Consider the following 20603-nt stretch of genomic DNA (forward strand, 5'->3'; position numbering starts at 1 on the left):
CTATTTTAAAAAGATTTCTAATAATAAAAAGAATAGGGGTGCACAAACCATTAGTGAATCTAAATTATCTAAAGCGCCACCTCTGCCAGGAATTATTTTACCTGCATCTTTTACATTAGCACTTCTTTTTATTACTGATTCAATTAAATCACCTATATTAGCGGTTAATGATAGAGCTAACCCAATTATTAATATTTCAATAATATTTAAAGGAATATTTAAGATAAACCAGGTAGCACAACAAATAATAATGCTAGATAAAATACCACCAATAAAACCTACAACACTTTTATTAGGGCTAGCTTTTATAAAACCTCTTGAATTTTTTCCTAAAAGCATTCCAAAAATATATGCAAAAATATCATTTGAAAAAACAGTTAATAAGAATAAAGCATAAAATTTTGATACTTCATCAAACGCATTAACTTTTATTATAAATGATAGTAAATATCCAGGGTAGATTAAAGCAAAACTATCTAGAGCGATAGTGCTAATAGAATCAGAAAAAGGTGTTTCACTTTTAGAACCTGAGAAAATTTCAATTGTAAATGAAATAATTAACAAAAGAATTAATGTTAATTCGGTTAAATTGCTAATACCAGTGAAGGTACTTAACCATGATGCTATTGGGATTATTCCACAAAAAAAGTAGGGAAGATTTGGATTTATATTAAATTTTATTTTAATTATTTTATATATTTCTTTACTTCCTAGAAGAGTAAATACAGTTACTACAATTGCAAACGCTAAATGTTCAAATTGTGGTAATAGAAATATAACTATAAGTAAAAGAGGAATGCCTAGCAAAGTTGTAAATAAGCGTTGTTTAAGAGAAGACATTACTTAATACCTCCAAATTTTCGTGTCCTTGATTTAAAATCATTAATGATGATCTCAATCATGTCTTTGTCCCAGTCTGGAAATAGTCTATCATAAAAACCTAATTCTGCGTAGGCACTTTCCCATAATAAAAAGTTGCTTAAACGCTTTTCTCCAGCACTTCTGACAATCATATCTACTGAAGGTACCAAATCATTGAATTGTATGTTGGTTTGAATATCTTCTATAGTTATAATTTTTTTGTTTGTTTTTTCTAAAAAAGAATTAACACTTCTTACAATCTCATCATGTCCACCATAATTAATACATAGTATTACTATTAATTTATTACAGTTTTGTGTTTCAGATTCAACTTTTCTTATTGAATCTTGAGCATTAGTTGGAAGCTTTGAAATATCACCTTTAACAAGGATTCTAATACTTTCTTTTTTATAAAATCTGATTTCACCCGGTAGTTTGGAGGCCACAAGATTCATTAAGTAATTAACTTCAGCTTTGGGACGCCTCCAATTCTCGGTTGAAAATGCATATAAAGATAAAAACTTAATCTCACTATGTTTTGCCGCTAGAATAATTTTTTTTAAAGCTTTTAATCCAGCTAAATGGCCAGCAGTTCTCGGTAGGTTCCTTTGTTGGGCCCATCGTCCGTTACCATCCATTATTATGCCTAAGTGAGTCAAATTTTTAGTATCCATTATATCTCCATGATTTCTTTTTCTTTTGCTGCAGCAACATCACCAATTTTTGCAACATAAGTGTCAGTGATTTTTTGAACTTTTGTTTCACCAACTTTTAAATCATCTTCGCTTATTAAGCTTTCTTTTTCCATTTCTTTAAGTTCATCAATTGCTTCACGACGTAAGTTTCTCAAACCAACTTTATATTTTTCAGCAGTTTGTTTTGCGCTTTTTGCTAATTCTTTACGTCTATCTGCAGTTAGAGCAGGAAAAGAAATTCTAATTAATTTTCCATCATTGTTAGGAGTTAATCCTAATTCGCTTTTTAAGATTGCTTTTTCAATTGCAGGAAGGACTGTTTTATCCCAAGGTTGAATTACAACCATTCTAGCTTCAGGAACAGAAATTGAACCAACTTGTGAAAGGGGTGTTTGTGCACCGTAATATTCAACTTGAATATTATTAAATAATGCAGCATTTGCACGACCAGTTCTTAATGATTGGTATTCACTTTCTAGAGCTTGAATAGATTTTTTCATTTTGCTTTCTAATGTGTTTAATACGGTATTCATAACATCCTCCAAATATGAATAAGCTCACTAGAATAACTAGTGAGCTTTAATATTAATTGCTAATTAAGCACCAGTTGTGTACAATTGGAAACCAGTGATTTCTAATTTACAGTTTGCTTCTTTAGCTACTTGCTTCATTTTTTGTTCTACTGATAATTTATCTTCTTTAATAAAAGCTTGATCTAAGAAACAGATTTCTTTGAAATGTTTTGCTAACATACCTTTTACGATATTTGGTAGAATCTTTTCAGGTTTACCCATACCTAAAGCTTGTTTTGTAAAGATTTCTTCTAATTCTTTAATTTTGTCTGCTTCAATTGCACTTTCATCTAAGTAAGCAGGTGTATATGCTGCAACATGTAATGCACAGTCATAACAGAATTCTTTAACAGCTTCATTTTCAAATGCTGCTGCACTATCTGCTTTAAATTCTACTAGAACACCTTTTTCACCAGCGCCATGGATATATGTTGTAGCATATTCGTTTTCTGCTAAATCAATAACTAAAACAGTTTTTAGTGTCATGTTCTCTTTAATTGTTGCAATTAAATCTTTAACCATGCCATTTAATTCATCGTTGATTTCGGTATAACCTTTTTCAGCAATTACAGAACACATACTTTCACCAAGTTTTTTAAAGTCTTCGTTTTTAGCAACGAAGTCAGTTTCACAAGAGATTTCAACTAAAATAGCTTTGTCTTTTGTTACTTTTGTGAAAACACTACCATTATCTGTTGCTCTATCAGCTCTTTTTGCTACAGCAGCAAGACCCATTTCTTGTAAAATTTTAGTTGCAGCAGCGAAGTCACCTTCAGCTTTAACTAATGCTTTTTTACAATCCATCATACCTGCGCCAGTTGTATCACGTAATTTTTTTACTACAGAAGCTTTAATTTCCATTTTATTCTCCTTAATCTTGGTAAAGGGTTTTGTCATCTAATTCGATGCCAGCAACAACAGTTGAACCCTTTTCATCTTCGCTATTTTCATCTTTTTTCTCTTCAAATTTAGAAAAATCTGTTTCTTCTTCTGTTGAGAAAACAACACTTTCTGTTTCTACTTCTTTTGTTTCTTCTGTTTCTTCTTCATCTAAGCTTTCAACAATTTGAAGATTGCCTGTTTCATTGTCTGCATCGATTACAGCTCTTGAAATGATTTCAACGAATAAAGAGATAGCACGAATAGCATCGTCATTACCAGGAATAGGGTAAGTAATATCTGTAGGATCACAGTTTGTATCAACAACTGCAATTACAGGAATACCAAGTTTTTTAGCTTCAGTAATAGCGATAGCTTCTTTCTTAGTATCGATAATGAAAAGTGCACCTGGTAAGTTTTTCATATCTTTGATACCACCAAGGTTCTTTTCTAATTTACTTTTTTGTTTTGTTAATAGAGATACTTCTTTTTTTGTTAATGATTCAAAAGTACCATCACTTTCCATTTTTTCGATTCTTTTTAAAGTGGAAATTGATTTTTTGATTGTTGAGAAGTTTGTTAACATACCACCGAGCCAACGGTTATTTACGTAAGGCATGCCACAACGTTTTGCTTCAGTTTCAATTACTAATTGAGCTTGTTTTTTTGTACCTACAAATAAAATTGATTTACCATCTTTTACGATAGAACGAGCTGCTTCGTAAGCTTCAACAATACATGTTGATGTTTTTTGTAGGTCGATAATGTGAATCCCGTTTCTTTGTGAAAAAATATAACGAGCCATTTTTGGATTCCATCTTTTTGTTTGATGACCAAAATGTACGCCTGATTCTAATAGGCTTTTCATTGTTACTACGGACATAATATCCTCTCCTGTATCTGACGACTAATCAAGTTATAACGCTCTTTGCATAACAAGGTCGCCACCCTTCGTATATATCTCACCCATAAGGGCGGAAATTTCCTAATCAAAAAATGATCAAGATGTTCATATTAAAGCAGAAATCGCCTTAAGTGGCAACCCCACAGCGACATTAAAATCGCCATTTATTTCCTCAACTAAAGTTTTTCCTTTTCCTTGAATTCGATAAGAACCAGCAGCTCCTTTCCATTCATTGCAAATTAAGTAATTCATTATAGTTAAGTCGGATAAATTTTTGAATTTTACATCTACAACGTCAAATCCCGTTTCAATTTTATTACTAGATGGAATATAAAGAGCATAAGATGAGTAAATTTGATGTTTTTCATTACTCAAAGATTTAAGGGTGTTATAGGCTTCAGTTTTATTTTTTGCTTTTCCTATTAATTGGTTTTTAAAATATATCATAGTATCGGCAGCTAATATAATATTATCATTTTCTTTACCATATAAATTAAAATAAGCTTCTAATTTTTGTCTTGCCAAATCTATAACAATATCTTGAGGTAGTTTTTTATTTGATGTTTCATCAATATTTGTTGATCTTGCAATTACTTTAAATCCATTTTCTTCTAATAAACTCAATCTAGCTTTTGAATTTGATGCTAAAATAATAGTATTCATTTTTCTCCTTATTCGTTTAATAATTCTTGCAGTTCTTCTTCGTTTAATAACCACAATTCTTCGTTTTTTTCAATTTCTTGAGTTAGTTTTGTTTTTTCATCAATTACTTTATTTATTTTCTCTGCTACAGAATATACCTCTTCTTTTGTCATTTCAATTTCTAATAGCTTGATTTTATCATTTATTTGCTCAGTTTTCTCTAATAACATTTCATTAGTCTTTTTTAACTTATTTATTCTATTATTTTTTTCTCTTTGGGCTTTATAATTACTAGCCCCTTTTGATTCATTTTTTTTAATTTCATTATTTTGTTCACTTTCATCAATGAACTGTTCTTTTTCTTCAAGTTTTAATTTGAAGTAAGCATAATCACCTTCAAAGAAAGTTGGTTTTTCATCACTTAAGTATAAAATTCTAGTAGCTAAATGTTCAATAAAGAATGTATCGTGACTTACGAATACCATTGTACCATTATATTTTTTTAGTGCTTCAATTAACATTTCTTTAGCATTTATATCTAAATGGTTTGTAGGTTCATCTAGAATTAATAAATTAACGGGATGCATTAAAATTTTTAATAATGCTAAGCGGCTTCTTTCTCCTCCACTGAGTACACTTATTTTTTTAAAAACATCATCTCCGTGGAACAAAAAAGACCCTAAATAATTTCTTAAAAGTGGAAGTTGGTCTGTATTAGCAACAGTTTCTAATTCTTCAATTATAGAATTATTTGGATTCAATGTTTTTTCAGTGTCCTGAGCAAAATAACCAATTTGAACATTTGCGCCTTCTTGGATTTCTCCATTATAATCTTTATCTCTTCCACAAAGCATTCTTAATAAAGTACTTTTACCTTTACCATTTCTACCAGTTACTGCAATTCTATCATTTTTGGAAACCAAAAAACTTAAGTCATTAAAAATATTTAATTCTCCATAACTTTTAGATAGATTATTTACTTTTAATACTTCTTTTCCACTATGAGGAGCTTTAGGGAAAGTGAAGTGTAGTTTTTCTAAATGAGATGGGATTTCAACTAAATCAATCTTTTCTATTTGCTTTATTCTGCTTTGGACTTGTTTTGCTTTACTTGCTTTATATCTAAATTTTTCTATAAACTGTTCAGTTTTTTCAATTTGAGATAATTGTTTTTCTAATAGTTTTTTCTTTTGTTCAATTTCTATTTCCCTTTGAACTAAATATGAAGAATAGTTACCACTATAATGAGTTAATCTTCCATTAAATAATTCAAAAACTTCATTTATTGATTCATCTAAAAAACCTTGGTCATGGCTTACTAGCATAAGCCCACCTTTGTAGGCTTTTAAATAGTTTTTTAGCCAAATTCTAGCTTCAATATCTAAATAGTTTGTAGGTTCGTCCAATAGCATTATATCTGGGTTTTCTAAAAGAACTTTTGCTAAAGCAATTCTCATTTGCCAGCCGCCTGAGAATTGATCACAAGTCCTATTAAAATCATTTATCTCAAAGCCTAAGCCTAATAATATTTTTTCTATTGTAACTTTTCTATCAAAATAGCCACTATGTAATAGTTCTTCTTGAATTTGATGAAGTTTTAAAAGGGTAGGTTCTAAATTTTCATTTTCTTTACTATTTTCAAGTTTGTTTTCTAAGATTTTCTTAGTTTCTAATATTTCATTGAATCTATGATAACTTTTTTCTACTTCATCATATAATGTATCTTGCTCAAAAACTATATCACTTTGTGGTAAGTAAGAAATTCTTAAACCTTTTGTTTTAGTAATTTCTAAACTATCTGCTTGTATTTCACCATTAATTACTTTTAATAATGTTGATTTACCGCTTCCGTTGCCTCCAACTAAAGCACATCTTGATTTTTCATTTAATATAAAGTTAATATCAAGTAATAAATCTCTATCAGAAAAAGCTAAATTTATATGTTGAACTTGTAGAGTTCCCATGTTTTTCTCCCGGTTTTATGTTGCTAAGTAATGATATTACCGTTATTATAGAGTTTATCATATAGTCGTTTTTTATGACAACAGGAGGAAGGTCCAATTGATTTGCCTTACAACAACAGAAAGTACATTAACTAATGCTTTAAAGCAAGTTGAACGAAATAAACCATACATTGACATGGTGGAATTAAGATTAGATTTGTTAGAAGAGGCTGAATTAGCTAGTGCACAAATTTTTCCTAGATTGTGTGCTTTGCCAACTATTGCAACCTTTAGAAGAGTTAGTGATGGAGGTAAATCCCAGTTAAGTGATAAAATTCGAATGATAAAATTGAGAGAAATTGTCCTTCAAGGCGATTTTTCTTATGTAGATATTGAAGAAGATGTTAAAAAATCTGATTTAAAAATAAAAGGAGAAGAAGACGCTCCTAGATTTGATTTTGAAAATGAATTAAGAGATAAAGGTGTAAAAATTATTAGATCTTTCCATGATATGGAGAAGATTCCATCTAATTTATTTTCTTTAGTAACAAAGTTAGCAAAAAAAGGGGATATTCCAAAAGTAGCTGTTACTCCAAATACAATTGTTGATGTTGTTTCTTTATTCAGAATTAATGAAGAGCTTAAAGATGTTAAAGAAAAAATAATAATTGGAATGGGTGATTATGGTGTTTGTACAAGAATTTTATATAAAAAAATAGGATCCTTGTTAACTTTTGCAAGTGAAACTGAAATAGCCCCTGGTCAATTATCAGCTAAGTCTTTAAAACTTCTTTATAGAGCAGATCAAGTTAATAATAGAACAAATGTTTATGGTATTATTGGAAATCCTGTTTTACATACTGCCTCTCCAAAAATTCATAACCCTGGTTTTGATGCAATTCATTATAATGCAATATATGTACCATTTTTAGTTGATAAAGTTAGAGCTTTCTTTAAATTGGCAGAGTTAATTAAAATCCATGGGTTTTCTGTTACAGTTCCTCATAAGAGGGATGTTTTACCTTATTTAGGTAAAATAACAAGAGAAGTTAAACAAATTGGTGCTTGTAATACAGTTACTAGAATTCAAGGAATGTGGAAAGGCACTAATACTGATTATTATGGCTTTTTAGCACCTATTGAAAATGAAATTAGTTTAGGCAAGATAAAAAATGCTTTAATTATTGGTGCAGGTGGAGCTTCAAGAGCCGTTGTTTGGGCATTAAGAAATCATCATGTAAAAGTTACTATTGCAAATAGAACTATAAGTAAAGCAAAACTTCTCGCAAGTGAAACAATGAGTAATTACATTGAATTAGATAAAGTTAATACAATAGATGAGAAAATTGATTTAATAGTTCAAACCACTGTTGTAGGAATGAGTCCAAATGAAGATCAAGATATAATTCAGGATTTAGAATTTGATAAATCTTGTATTGTTTATGATTTAATTTATAAACCAAAATATACAAAGTTACTTAAAAGAGCTCAAGCTCAGGGTTGTAAAGTCATTAATGGTTCAGATATGTTAATTGCTCAAGGTAAGTTACAATTTGAATCCTTCACAGGCTATCATTATCCTCATTGGGTAGATATTGAACTATAAAAAAACTACCAAAGCTGTTTAATTCTTTGGTAGATTAAATTTTTTATTAAGTGAATGATTTATTATTATCCTATTGTGTTAACAAGAGTTGGTAATCCTTCAATAATAATTTTTACTTCATCACCTTTTTGCATACCACTAATTCCACCAGGAGTTCCTGTAAGAATTATATCCCCTGGTAATAATGTCATTATTGAAGATAAATAACTTACTAAGAAAGGAACATCAAAAATTAAATTTTTTGTATTGGATTCTTGCATGATTTTTCCATTAACTTGGCTTGAGATTTTTAAATTACTTGGATCTAAATCAGTATTTATTATATAACCAAAAGGGCAGAATGTATCAAAGCCTTTTGCAATAGTCCATTGTCCTGTTTTGGGTTGTAAATCTCTAGCAGTAATATCATTAGCGCAGGTATAACCTAAAATATAATCATTTACTTCTTCTTTTTTAACGTTTTTAGCAGTTTTTTTTATTACTACAGCTAATTCTGCTTCATAATCTAGTCTTTTGCAAACATCAGGTTTTATTACTGTTTCTTTGTGAGCTAAAGCACTTGTGGATGGTTTTATAAAAACAATTGGACTTTCAGGAATTGGCAGTTCAAACTCAATTGCATGATCTCTATAATTTAAACCAATACATACAGCTTTTGAAAAATCACAAGGTGTTAAGACTTTAACATTTTCAATATCTAATTGTTCATTAGTTTTGAAAAATCCTTCAAATGGAGTTCCTTCATAAATTGTAATTTTTTTTGTTTCTAAATTATAATTTCCATAAAGGATTTCATCATTATATTTAAATCTAATTATGTTCATGTTTCCTCCAAGTTAGTTAATTACATAATTCATAATTTTTGCATTGAATATTTTGCTTATTGGCAAGGTAACTGTTTCAAGAGTTGGAAGTTTTCTTGCAACTACAAAGTATTCATTTTGAGTTTCAGCTTTTACTTTTTCAACTAATAGTAATAATTCATGAGTTAAATAAGTAACTTTTAAAACTGTATTGTCTTCTTTGCTAGCCATTTTACAAACATTTACTTTTCTTCTAAATTCGAATCCACTAGCACTAATATCTGTATCTAGAACTAAAGGAGCAATTTGTGATTCATCAACAATCATAGAATTTCTTAAACGATTTTTAAGATCCATTTTTTCAGGTTTGTTTAAATCTGATAATTCAATTTGGCCTCTAAGAGGTTTTGAATTAAAAGTTTTTTTACTTACTTCATTTTTTAGTATTAATTTTTCAAATGTTGAAAGAGATTTTTCAATTGTTTCAAGTGCATCTATAATTGCTAATTGATCCTGTTGTAAATGATAATTTTTACTTATTCTCCATTGCTCATTAGTAAAAAAAGTTTCACTTTGAATTAAATCACCTTTTCTTCTTGGTACTATTAGTCCTGCTTTTTCTAACAAATTAGTCCATTGAGCTTCTTTCTCTCTGGACATTAGATAAACTCCATCAGCTAGTTTCTTTAAAATATACTCTTCCATTTCTGGATGGTGTTCAATAATTCTAGAAATTCTTTTATCAGCTTGGATTATTACTCCATCATAAACGCTTAATTGACTGTATTGTTTTTCAATTAAATCAAAATAATTTAAAGCTGAGCAATTATCTAAATTATTACAGTTTTCCATAATATATTTAATAACAGTCTCTTTTTTCATTGAACTATCTAAAGCATCTCTAAAATCTTCTTTTGAAAGTTTATATGTTGTTTGTATATCATATGAACATAAGGATGCAAATCGCCAAAGTATATCATTTCTTCCTCTATTTCCAATATATTTAACTGTTAAATCAGTATCAAAAATTAAAGGCTCTGGTTCTGATAATGTCTTTTCAAATTTATTTACTTGATAATTGGTTTCACTTTTTTGAATTATCTTTAGATCTAATAGTTTTTGTATTAGTTCATCATTATGTTCTATATCAAAACAAATTTCTTGTGTTTCTAAAATAAACTTCAAAGCTTTTTCATCAAAAGTCTTTAAATTAATCAAATAATTTAAAACTTTTTTTGTAAAGATGAAAACTTTATCATAATTATCAAATAATGGAGCTATAGCTTTTGATAAAAATAATACTGCTAAATCAAAAGATGAAAGGTCTATTAATTTCTGTAAAATTTCATATTCAATAGTATCAAAAGGTTTAAAAATCTCAAGTTCGGATAATAAATCATCTACCAATTCGGTTGTTTTAATTAACTCTTCTACAGTATAAGAGGGGAATAATAGAGAAACATAATTTCGCTTTTGATAATCAGTTAATTTAGGATTTGTTTTAACTATACTTAAATATCCTCTTAAAAATTCACCATTAATTACATTTGAATTTAATTCTGGCAAGTATTCATTATCATTATAAAGAATAGGAAGCAATGAAGCTTTTTTAATTAGATTTTCACCAAATATTGGATTCAAAATAAATTTGTTATCTATTGAGAGTATTATTAATCTTTTACTTAAATTTGAAATATGCTCAATTAATGAAACATAGCTAAAAGCTTCTATGTTTTTATTGTTATCAAAATAAGAGTAATAAACAAATTCCTTATTTTCACTTTGTACACTTTTTTCAAATGGTTTTATAAGCTTTAATATTTGTCCAGTAGACGCACCATTAGATATATATAAAACCCCTAATATTAGGCTATCTACACTATCTATTGTTGATAGCAATGCACTAGCTTTTTCATCATTTAGGAAAAAGCTAATTAAATTTTCGCTAACAATTTCCTGGTTAAAGGGCGTTGTAGTTTCTGGTAAAAAATTTCTAGCTTCATAATAAAATTTTTCATTATCCAAATTGATTAACCATCTTTTAAAAAAATCTGGATCTTTTTTCATATTACTTTACCTTATTATATTGTTTCTTCTTTATCATAAATTTCTATTGAATATTTATATCCCTGTTCTGCCAAAAATTTTTGTCTATTAAGAGCAAATTCTTCTTCATTAGAATTTTGAGTTACTAATGAATAAAAATGGCTACTAATCTTTTTAGGTCTTAGAATTCTTCCTAATCTTTGAGCTTCTTCTGCTCTTGACCCAAAAGTTCCTGAAAGTTGAATTGCAACTGAAGCATCAGGTAAATCAATTGCAAAGTTAGCAACCTTAGATACAACTAAAACTTTTAATTCACCTTTTCTAAACTTAGAGTATAATTCATCTCTTTTTTTATTAGCAGTAGATCCTGTTATTATTGGTGTATTTAACTCTTTAGCTACAACTTTTAGCTGCGATAAATATTGTCCAATGATTAAAATAAATTCACCTTCATGTTTTTTTAATAATGTATGAACTACTTCAAGTTTTCTAGGGTTTTCACTTGCAATTTTAAATTGTTCTCTTGGTTTTGCTAAGGCATAAGGGACTTCTAAATCTAAAGGAAGAGGTATCCTTATTTCGCTACAGAAAGCTTGAGCTATAAAACCTCTTTGCTCTAACTCACTCCAAGGTACATCAAATCTCTTTGGTCCAACTAAAGAAAATACTTGATCTTCTTTATGGTCTTCTCTAACTAGAGTTGCTGTTAAACCTACTCGGTGTAGACTTTGTAGTTCTGCTGTAACTTTGAAAACTGGAGCAGGTAGCATATGTACTTCATCATAAATTATTAAACCCCATTCACCTTTTGTTAGTAGTTCAAAATGAGGGAAAGGTCCAATTTTATCTGGTCTCCAAGTTAATACTTGATATGTACAAACAGTAACTTTTTTAGCACTTTTGTTCTCACCTGTATATTCCCCAATTTCATCAGCGGTTAGGGTGGTTTTATCTGCAATTTCATTCACCCATTGATGAACTGAAGCAACATTGGTTGTTATTACAAGAGTTCTTGTAGCTAGTTTTGCTAAAATATCAATACCAATTATAGTTTTACCTGATCCACAAGGAAGAACTATGGTTCCATATCCTGAACCCGCTTGAGCATTACCTACTAAAGTTTGAGCAGCCTTCTCTTGATAATCTCTTATCTCAAAAGGTTTCCCTTCTAAAGTAGTATCTCTTAATTTAACATCAATTGGGATCCCTTTTTTTAAAGGAATTTGGTCATCTACAGGGTAACCTAGTTCAATTAGTTTTACTTTAATTTCACCTCTATCTAATTTTCGAAGTGCAAAAGTATCTTTGCTAACTTTAAATAAAAATGAGTTTAATTCTCTATGATTTTCAAGAATTTTAAAGATTAAAGGGTCACTAATTTTAAGTAAATATACTTCTTCATAAGAAGATTTAACATTATTCTTTTTATCTTCTTCTGTTTTAACAGTTACATTTACAATTAAAGAATCTAAGAGGGCTTGTTCTTCTTCACTTAATTCTTGACCATCTCTCTTTTTCTTTAATAAATCTCTTTTAATTTTAGAATTCTGAGTTTTAATTCTTAAATATTCGTTTAAAGTTGCATCTATTTCATCATTTGATTTGTGTTCAGTTTCTAAAGAAGAAACAATAGCTCCTTCTCGATCATCTTCAGTTAAAACTAATTTCCCAAATCTTGATGAGATATCTTCAATAAAGAATATAACTGAATCAGTTAATGGAAATTTTGACCACTGGTTCAATTTTTCTATTACTGTTGAGCTTACAATTTTACATGATGCTGCATTCCATAATGAAATAGGAGTTAAAGCATAAGTATGTACATGTTCAGGACTTTTTATTAAGTCACAAAAAGTTGATATATCGTTTCTACAAGCCTCAAATTGAGGGTGGTGTACATCAAGCAATAATGTTCTATCACTTTGTACTATTAAAGGGGTATCTTTCAATTAAAAAGGCCTCCTACATTCGTTTTCCATTTTAAAGTCTAATGCAACAAGTGCAGCCATTGCTTCAACAACTACAACTGCTCTTGGGCATATACAAGGATCATGTCGTCCTTTAATTTCAATAATTTTTTCATTATTATTTTTATCAATTGTTTTTTGAGCAAGCGATATAGAAGGGGTTGGTTTAAAAGCTACTCTAAATATTACATCTTGAGAGTTTGTTATTCCTCCTAGGACGCCTCCATTATTATTTGATAAAAATCCATTTTTATCCATTTGGTCATTAAATTGAGAGCCTTTAAGTTTAGCACTTTCAAAACCTTGTCCAATTTCAAAACCTCTAACAGCGCCTATGCTTAACATGGCTTTAGCTAGTTGTGCTTCAAATTTATTAAAGGTTGGTTCACCAAGGCCTACAGGTAAATTTTTAATTCTACATTCAATTATTCCGCCAATACTATCTTGGTCTCTTCTTAGTTTATCTAAAAAGGTCTCAATTTCTTTTGCCTTTTCCATATCAGGAACATATAAATCATTATTAACTCTAGAATCCCAATTATATGAGGATTTCTCGTTATCAACTTTGATATTTCCAATTTGTATAGTAGCTGCTTCAACACTTATTTTATCTAATTCAAGATATTGTTTTGCAATTGCACCAGCAATTACTCTACTAGCCGTTTCTCTACCACTAGCTCTACCGCCACCTCTGTAGTCTCTAATCCCACATTTTTTATAAAGAGTATAATCAGCATGAGAGGGCCTAAATACATCTTTAATATCTCCATAATCTTTAGAGATTTGATTTGTATTTTCTATTATAATTGTTAGAGGGGTTCCTGTAACTTTTCCTTCAAACATTCCTGATAAGACTTTTAATTGGTCTTTTTCATTTCGCTTTGTTCCAAATTTATTTCCACCAGGTCTTCTTCTATTTAAATCCTGTTGTACTTTCTCTAAATTCAGTGGAAAATTAGGAGTCAATCCGTCGATGGTTACACCAATTGCTGCACCATGAGATTCTCCAAAAGTTGTTATACTTAATATTTTTCCAAAAGAGTTGTTTCCCATTATTTCTCCCAGTTGATTAATTCTTTTTTCACAATTTCAAAAATATTATCAATATTATCGTCTTTCAATTTTATTGTTAACTTTGCTTTTTCTTTATATAAAGGTCTTCTTTTATTATATAAGATGTGGAATTTATTTATTGGATCTCCTTCTAAAAAGGGAGGAAGTCCTAAGAAATTAATTCTTTTAAATAATACTTCTTCATCTAAATCTAAAAATATTAAATTGTCACATAACTCAAAAGCTTTATGGTTTTCACAAATTCCACCACCAAGAGCAATTACTTTATCTTGGGGATTTTCTTTTAATAACTTTTTTAAACAAATATATTCTTGTTCCATAAAAGCTTCTTTCCCTTCTGCCTTATATAATTCTCTTACACTAGGGTAGTTAATATTTTCTTCAATATATTTATCTAAATCATAAAATGGTAAGTTTTTATATTCAGCATATAATCGAGCATGCGTACTTTTCCCACTATGTTTTATTCCTGCAAAAAAATATGTCATTTATTATCCTTGTCGTCGTCAAATAAGTCTATCCAATCTTCATCATGTGAGTAGATTTCTGGTTTTATAAAACCATATTTTTCCTCTTCTTCTTGTACTTTTTTTAAATAATCTAATTTTCTCTTCTCTAGTTGTTGAGAATATAGAGCTCCATAGTAATTGTTTTTCATAGCTTCTTTTCTTTTATCTTTTGGTTTTCTGTTTGTCTTAATTGCTCTATAGAATAAGCAAATCATAATTAACCAAAAAACAGATATAATAAGAGCCGTAATTGAATTATTTGCTTTTGTTATAAATGGTGGAAAAGTAGAAAATAGGTTATAATCTAAACTTTCACTTTTCATTATGGCAAAGCTTTGGTAAGCTTGAGATATAACGAATATTAGGTTGATAACTAAAGGAAATAACCAAGATAGCCACTCAGGAGTAAAAATAAATCGTATTATCATCAATAATGATAAAAGGTAGATCATAAAAGTTAGTGTAGGGATGACATAATCCAAAACTAAATACCTCCTGTATGGAAATCTTAATTAGTCTATTATATCATAAAAGGAAGGGTTTGTGAATGCACATAAGGAATTTGAGAGAATACCAAAGTGAACATATTAGTGATGATGTTTTACAAAAGCGAGAGAGAGAAAAAAACAGTGATATAAGAGGACCTTATTATAGAGATACTACAGCTATAATACATTCTTCTGCCTTTAGACGACTTAAACATAAAACACAAGTATTTTTTTCTCCTGATAATGATCATATTTGTACTAGAATAGAACATGTTTTGCATGTAGCATCTATAGCTTCAACTGTTTGTAGAGGCTTGAATTTGAATCAAGAATTAGCTTGGGCTATTGGTATGGGGCACGACTTGGGACATACTCCCTTTGGTCATGTTGGAGAAGTTATATTAAATGACATAATGTTAAAAGAAGGGTTTTCCCAATTTGAGCATGAAATTCATTCATTAAGAGTTGTAGATTTCCTTTCTAACAAAGGTGAGGGCATGAATTTAACTTATGCTGTTAGAGATGGAATTGTAAGTCATTGTGGGGAATCTTTTTTAGAGTGCATAATGCCCACTTTTGAAATAAAAGATTTGAATTCTATAAAAGTTAAAAAAGATCTTTTACCAACAACTTATGAAGGAGCAATTGTAAGATTTTGTGATTCAATTGCTTATTTAGGTAGAGACTGGGAAGATGCTTGTAGATTAAATATTATTGATAAAGAAGATATGCCTAAAATTCCTAAAAAGATTTTAGGAGATTCAAATAGTAAAATTATAGATACATTAGTAAATGATTTAATTGAATCAAGTGATATTGAAGGGATTAGATTCAGTGAAAAAATATTTGAAGTAGTAAAAGAGATGAAAGATTATAATTATCAAAAAATATATAAATCTCCTATTTTAAATGGCTATAAAAAATATTTTAGCCGATTGATTAACTTAATTTATGATTATTTAACTGAGTTATTTAATACATATTATGATGACGAATTAGGATATAAAAAAGAGAAAAATATGCTAGCTATAGGATTTGGAAAGCATGTCATTGAAATGCTTCCGATATATATTGCAAAAGAAGGTAATGCTGATAGATTGATTTTTGATTATATTGCTGGTATGAGTGATAGTTTTGCCCTAGATTGTGCTAGTGAAATTCTAATTCCGGAACATTTAAATGAACAACTAGAGGCCAATATTATTAGCAAATGGTTTGATGTATAATATTTAAAAACTTATAAACCATAAAAAAATAGTATCAAAAATTTTTAATTATTTTTGATACTATTTTTTTTCTTATAACGTCTTTTCAAAACAAATTAGTGTTTCCCATATTTTTTCTTGAAAATGAAATTTTGTTTTACCTGAATATAGATATCCCATTTTAGGGTATAAAGCTGCAGCTGGAAAATTGCCTTCATAGGTATCAAGATGAATTACTTTATAACCTTTTTCTTTTGCAAAGTCTTCACTAAATTTAACCATTTTTTTTGCGTGACCTTGTCCACTTTGAGATGGGCGTATGCATAAAGTGTGTATCACCATTATTTCATTTGCCTCAAATTTTTCAATCCAATCGATATTATTATATTCTTTTGGTTGAATGTTATTGAGAATTACAGAACCATACATTAAGCCATCAGAATTTATCCCAACGAACATAGTTTTCTCTTCTATAGCTTTTTTTGCATATTCAAGTGTTGGATAAAGTCCTTTTTGCCAATTGGTATAAGAAATGTTTTCTTCTTCGTGAGTTAAAATTTCATCATAAATTTTTCCGATTTCTATAAGGTCCTCAATTGTAGCTAGCTTAATCATAGTTTTCCCTCTCCAAATTTAAATTTGAAGACTATACTACTATAAAATAATATTATTTCCAATTGGTATCTAATTTTGATTTAATTATTTTTTAACTTTTTTATTTAATCTTTCAATTTCTTGTATAAATTGTTCAATATCTTCATAAGCTCTGTAAACTGATGCAAATCTTACATATGCAACAGTGTTTACTGTAGATAGTTGTTTTAAAGTTTCTTCACCAATTTGATAAGAATGGATTTCTCTTTTAGAGCCAGCCTGGCGTCTTATATTTTGCTCAATATTTTCTAAAACCTGTTTTATAACATCCTGATCAATGTTTAACTTATCAGTACAGCTTTCAATACCTCTTTCAATTTTTTTTAAATCAAAAGCTTCTTCTCTACCATCTTTTTTAATTACGGTTATTCTTTTTTCTTCAATTTTTTCATAACTAGTAAATCTATACCCACAACTTAAGCATTCTCTTCTTCTTCTAATAGAAGTGCCATATTGGTTTGATCTAGATTCAATTACTTTATCATTATCACAAGAACAGTTTGGACATCTCATAATTCAACCTTAATATTAGTTTTTAAATAAATTATAACGTTTTTAAAAAAATGTTTCTAGTGTTATGAAATGCTTTAATTCAGTAATTAAGTTACGGAAAAGCACTAAATGTGTTATTTTGTTGTTATTTGGTTAGGCTTCTAATAGTTTCTATTTCCATTTTATATCCATCTAAATCATTTGGAGTTTCTAAAATAAAAGGAAGATTTTTTAAAATAGGGTGGGTTACTATTTTTTCAATAGCTTCAAGGCCGATATTTCCAGCACCTAATTTTGCATGTCTATCTTTATGTGAATTCAATATATTTAAGGAATCATTTAGGTGAATTACTTTTAAGTTTGAGAGGCCAAGAATTCTATCAAATTCATCGAGTACTTTATCTAAATTGTCTTTTATATCGTATCCTCCATCAAAAATATGGCAAGTATCTAATAAAATACCAACTCGATTTTTATCTGTGATATTGTCTCGAATGCTTTTAAGTTGATCAAAATTCCTTCCAACTTCAGTGCCTTTTCCTGCCATCGTTTCAAGAAGTAATTGAACTTTTGAATTTGGATTGTTATTTAATAATGTATTAATTGAACTAGAAATTTGTTCAATTGCTATATCAAAACCTTGTCCAGTATGACTACCTGGATGAAAGTTATAATAAGGACATTCAATAATGTCTAATCGTTTAATATCATCATCCATTAATCTATAAGCAAGATCTCTTAATTTCTCATCCTTAGAGCAAAGATTATAAGTATAAGGTGCGTGAGCAACAAATTTATTATTTCCTAATTCTTTCCATTTTTCTTTGAATGAATTTATATCATCATAATCTAAAGCTTTTGCTTTTGTCCCTCTAGGGTTTCTTGTAAAAAATTGAAAAGTATTTGCATCAATTTTATTTGCTTCTTTTATTATATTTTTAAAGCCTTTAGAACTACTTAAATGTGGGCCAATTATTGTTTTCATAGTTAATTTCCTTGTGCTTATTAAGAATAATTATCATTTAGTAATTTGTCAATTAAATAAAGAATATTATTTATGTAAAAAAGTAATAGTTTTCTGTGTTATTAACAATAAAAGTGTTGTAATTTGTTACATTATGTGATTATATTAACATAGCTAGGAGGACATATGGCAGAGTCAGTTAGTAGTTGTGTTAAAAATATTATAGATAAGACCCCTTTTATAAATGAAATGTTGGTAAAAGGAATTTTATCATATAGCAATTATGCATCTTCAATCAAGAAAGATGTTGAAAATAAATACGGGAAACCCGTTAAACATAGCGCTATAGTAATGGCAATTAGAAGATATGGGGACGAATTAAGAATAAGAGAGAAAAATGAAAATAAATCAAATGTTGATTATGAAATCATAATGAAAACAAAGATTTATGATTTAAATATTGTTAGAAATGATAAATTTTTAGCAAAATTAGCTCAATTATATAATGAAGTTTCAACGGAAAAAGGTGATTTTTTAAATGTTGCCTTAGGTAGCCATGAGATATCTGTTGCAATTAGTGAAAAGTATAGTGAATTATTAGAGCAATTAGCTAAGGATGAAGAAATACTTCATAAAATGGATGATTTAGTTGCTTTATCTTTAGTCTTTTCTGGTGATTTTTTACAAACTCCTGGAATTGTATATGAAGCTGTAAGAAAATTAGCTTGGGAAAAAATTAATGTAATAGAGATTGTTTCAACTAAAAATGAATTAACCTTTGTTATAAAAAGAGAAGACTCTATGAAAGCCTTTGATGAACTTCAATCTTTTTTAAGCTAACCTTATGAAAGTAATAATAATTAGTGGGGCAAGAAATTCTTCAAAAACTACTACATTAAAAAGATTACTCTCTTCTAGTGAAAATAACTTTTTGGGATATATATGCGAAAATTCTGATAATAAAAAGAAATTATATCTAAGAAATTTATTGGATAATAAAAAAATTGATATATTACAAACTGACGAAATTATAAATTCTGAGAGAATAGGGAGATATTATATAATACCTAATTCTTTTGAAGAATCTAGAAAAGTATTATTAGATCAAATTGAAAAAATTAAAGAAGAAGATTTTATTGTAGTATTAGATGAAATTGGCGCTTTAGAATTATCTGGATCTGGGTATGATGCTTTGATTAAAGATTTAATAAAAATAAATAAAGATTTAATTATTTGTGTTAGAGATACTTTTGTAGAAGATGTTTGTGAAAAATATAAATTTAATGATGTTGAAATAATTAATGTAAATAAATAATTAATAAAATACAATAAAAATCCCACGAGATAAATCTAGTGGGATTTTCTACAATTATAATGTAATTCAGATCAGGCTATTTTGCCATCTCAGTTTTTTCTTCCATAATTTCTTTTCTGCGTAATTTGCAGAGATTAGAAATTTCTGAAAGTGCTTTACGAGCACGAGCTGCAGAAACTTTTACGCCTTTTTCTGTAAATTTAGCATTTTCTGCTTGGTAATCTTCGAAAAACTTTAACAATTGTTCATGTGTAGTCATTAAGAGCCTCCATTTAATATATATGAAAATTCTATCACACAAATTTTAAAAAGCAAACAAAAATACGCAAAAAAAGCATTAAAATCACGTTTTTAAGGCTAAAAAGTGTAGTTTTTTAAAAAAAATCAAAACAAACATTTAATTTTAAGTCTAAATCATAAAATTTGATTATATTTGATCTAAAACAGCTTGTACATGATTAGCAACTTTTTTTACCTGAATTGCATTTTTGATTTTAAAATTTTCATCAATAATATATGTAGTTCTTACAATCCCATAATATTCTCTACCATAGTTTTTCTTTAATTGCCAAACTCCATATTTTTCGATTACTTCAGCATTTTCATCACTTAGAATTTCAAAATTTAATTCATACTTATCACTAAAATTACAATGTGATTTTACACTGTCTTTGCTAATGCCAAGGACTATGGCATTTTTTTCTTCAAAGGCTCCTAGATTAGCTTTAAAGTCTAAAGCTTCAAAAGTACAACCTTTTGTATTGTCTTTAGGATAAAAATAAAGAATTATTTTTTTACCTTTGTAATCACTTAATTTTATGTTTTTACCAGCTTTGTTTGGTAACTCGAAATCAATAGCATCTTTTCCAATTTCTAAATAAGCCATATTTTCCTCCTATCTCTTATATATAAAGAATATAATAGATAAAAAAAAAGACAAGTAAAAAGGCAAAAAAAAACTTCTTTCAAGTAGAAAGAAGTAAG

22 protein-coding genes are annotated in these 20603 nt (G+C 28.5%); 4 read left to right on the forward strand and 18 right to left on the reverse strand.

Annotated elements, in window-relative coordinates; all coding sequences use genetic code 11:
- From ACZ5RS_RS08665 to ACZ5RS_RS08695, 7 genes are all read right to left on the reverse strand, one after another.
- Positions 1 to 840: a phosphatidate cytidylyltransferase gene (locus tag ACZ5RS_RS08665; protein ID WP_464634488.1), complete on the reverse strand. Its 840-nt coding sequence runs from the start codon at positions 838 to 840 to the stop codon at positions 1 to 3.
- The gene (uppS, locus tag ACZ5RS_RS08670; RefSeq protein ID WP_464634490.1) at positions 840 to 1535 is read right to left on the reverse strand and encodes a polyprenyl diphosphate synthase; all 696 of its coding nucleotides are present in this window, start codon (positions 1533 to 1535) and stop codon (positions 840 to 842) included. The genes ACZ5RS_RS08665 and uppS overlap by 1 nt, the downstream gene beginning before the upstream one ends.
- Positions 1535 to 2089, reverse strand: coding sequence for a ribosome recycling factor (frr, locus tag ACZ5RS_RS08675; protein ID WP_464634492.1), 555 nt, complete (start codon positions 2087 to 2089; stop codon positions 1535 to 1537). Before frr ends, uppS begins: the two co-directional genes overlap by 1 nt.
- Positions 2090 to 2152: 63 nt before the next feature.
- Positions 2153 to 2989, reverse strand: a complete 837-nt coding sequence (tsf, locus tag ACZ5RS_RS08680) for a translation elongation factor Ts (protein WP_464634494.1) — start codon at positions 2987 to 2989, stop codon at positions 2153 to 2155.
- A 10-nt stretch (positions 2990 to 2999) separates the two neighbouring features.
- Positions 3000 to 3890: a 30S ribosomal protein S2 gene (gene rpsB, locus ACZ5RS_RS08685; RefSeq protein ID WP_464634496.1), complete on the reverse strand. Its 891-nt coding sequence runs from the start codon at positions 3888 to 3890 to the stop codon at positions 3000 to 3002.
- Between the two features lie 126 nt (positions 3891 to 4016).
- The gene (locus tag ACZ5RS_RS08690; protein ID WP_464634498.1) at positions 4017 to 4574 is read right to left on the reverse strand and encodes a nucleoside triphosphate pyrophosphatase; all 558 of its coding nucleotides are present in this window, start codon (positions 4572 to 4574) and stop codon (positions 4017 to 4019) included.
- 8 nt (positions 4575 to 4582) lie between these two features.
- Positions 4583 to 6517, reverse strand: coding sequence for an ABC-F family ATP-binding cassette domain-containing protein (locus ACZ5RS_RS08695; protein ID WP_464634500.1), 1935 nt, complete (start codon positions 6515 to 6517; stop codon positions 4583 to 4585).
- 97 nt (positions 6518 to 6614) lie between these two features.
- Here ACZ5RS_RS08695 and aroE point away from each other — a divergent pair, with 97 nt between their 5' ends.
- Positions 6615 to 8102: a shikimate dehydrogenase gene (gene aroE / locus ACZ5RS_RS08700; protein ID WP_464634502.1), complete on the forward strand. Its 1488-nt coding sequence runs from the start codon at positions 6615 to 6617 to the stop codon at positions 8100 to 8102.
- A gap of 65 nt (positions 8103 to 8167) precedes the next feature.
- Here aroE and ACZ5RS_RS08705 read toward each other — a convergent pair whose 3' ends face one another.
- The 6 genes from ACZ5RS_RS08705 to ACZ5RS_RS08730 are packed head-to-tail and all read right to left on the reverse strand — an operon-like array spanning position 8168 to position 14983.
- A complete protein-coding gene (locus tag ACZ5RS_RS08705; protein WP_464634504.1) occupies positions 8168 to 8926 on the reverse strand; it encodes a fumarylacetoacetate hydrolase family protein in 759 nt (252 codons plus the stop codon).
- A gap of 12 nt (positions 8927 to 8938) precedes the next feature.
- Complete coding sequence (locus ACZ5RS_RS08710; protein WP_464634506.1) at positions 8939 to 10972, reverse strand: hypothetical protein; 2034 nt, start codon at positions 10970 to 10972, stop codon at positions 8939 to 8941.
- Positions 10973 to 10986: 14 nt separating this feature from the next.
- Positions 10987 to 12900 (reverse strand): DNA repair helicase XPB, encoded by a 1914-nt coding sequence (locus ACZ5RS_RS08715; RefSeq protein ID WP_464634508.1) that lies wholly within the window; start codon positions 12898 to 12900, stop codon positions 10987 to 10989.
- On the reverse strand, positions 12901 to 13971 hold the full coding sequence (gene aroC, locus ACZ5RS_RS08720; protein ID WP_464634510.1) for a chorismate synthase: 1071 nt from the start codon (positions 13969 to 13971) through the stop codon (positions 12901 to 12903).
- Positions 13971 to 14480, reverse strand: coding sequence for a shikimate kinase (locus ACZ5RS_RS08725; protein WP_464634512.1), 510 nt, complete (start codon positions 14478 to 14480; stop codon positions 13971 to 13973). The genes aroC and ACZ5RS_RS08725 overlap by 1 nt, the downstream gene beginning before the upstream one ends.
- Positions 14477 to 14983, reverse strand: coding sequence for a hypothetical protein (locus tag ACZ5RS_RS08730; RefSeq protein WP_464634514.1), 507 nt, complete (start codon positions 14981 to 14983; stop codon positions 14477 to 14479). The genes ACZ5RS_RS08725 and ACZ5RS_RS08730 overlap by 4 nt, the downstream gene beginning before the upstream one ends.
- 65 nt (positions 14984 to 15048) lie before the next feature.
- On the opposite strand from ACZ5RS_RS08730, the gene ACZ5RS_RS08735 reads away from it, so the two are divergent.
- Positions 15049 to 16215 carry a deoxyguanosinetriphosphate triphosphohydrolase family protein gene (locus ACZ5RS_RS08735; RefSeq protein ID WP_464634516.1) on the forward strand — a complete coding sequence of 389 codons (1167 nt, stop codon included), beginning with the start codon at positions 15049 to 15051 and terminating at the stop codon, positions 16213 to 16215.
- A 72-nt stretch (positions 16216 to 16287) separates the two neighbouring features.
- Here ACZ5RS_RS08735 and ACZ5RS_RS08740 read toward each other — a convergent pair whose 3' ends face one another.
- The 3 genes from ACZ5RS_RS08740 to ACZ5RS_RS08750 form a co-directional block, all read right to left on the reverse strand.
- Positions 16288 to 16809, reverse strand: coding sequence for a GNAT family N-acetyltransferase (locus ACZ5RS_RS08740; RefSeq protein ID WP_464634518.1), 522 nt, complete (start codon positions 16807 to 16809; stop codon positions 16288 to 16290).
- Between the two features lie 84 nt (positions 16810 to 16893).
- Entirely contained in the window at positions 16894 to 17361 is a 468-nt protein-coding gene (gene nrdR, locus ACZ5RS_RS08745) for a transcriptional regulator NrdR (RefSeq protein WP_464634520.1), read from the reverse strand.
- Between the two features lie 124 nt (positions 17362 to 17485).
- On the reverse strand, positions 17486 to 18325 hold the full coding sequence (locus ACZ5RS_RS08750; RefSeq protein WP_464634522.1) for a deoxyribonuclease IV: 840 nt from the start codon (positions 18323 to 18325) through the stop codon (positions 17486 to 17488).
- 165 nt (positions 18326 to 18490) lie between these two features.
- On the opposite strand from ACZ5RS_RS08750, the gene ACZ5RS_RS08755 reads away from it, so the two are divergent.
- On the forward strand, positions 18491 to 19144 hold the full coding sequence (locus tag ACZ5RS_RS08755; RefSeq protein ID WP_464634524.1) for a hypothetical protein: 654 nt from the start codon (positions 18491 to 18493) through the stop codon (positions 19142 to 19144).
- A 4-nt stretch (positions 19145 to 19148) separates the two neighbouring features.
- On the forward strand, positions 19149 to 19619 hold the full coding sequence (locus ACZ5RS_RS08760) for a nucleoside-triphosphatase (RefSeq protein ID WP_464634526.1): 471 nt from the start codon (positions 19149 to 19151) through the stop codon (positions 19617 to 19619).
- A 76-nt stretch (positions 19620 to 19695) separates the two neighbouring features.
- On the opposite strand, the gene ACZ5RS_RS08765 is transcribed toward ACZ5RS_RS08760, so the two are convergent.
- A complete protein-coding gene (locus ACZ5RS_RS08765; RefSeq protein ID WP_464634528.1) occupies positions 19696 to 19878 on the reverse strand; it encodes a hypothetical protein in 183 nt (60 codons plus the stop codon).
- Between the two features lie 168 nt (positions 19879 to 20046).
- Positions 20047 to 20505: a thioredoxin-dependent thiol peroxidase gene (bcp, locus tag ACZ5RS_RS08770; protein WP_464634530.1), complete on the reverse strand. Its 459-nt coding sequence runs from the start codon at positions 20503 to 20505 to the stop codon at positions 20047 to 20049.
- Positions 20506 to 20603: the final 98 nt, after the last annotated feature.

Source organism: Pleomorphochaeta caudata, assembly GCF_055395745.1.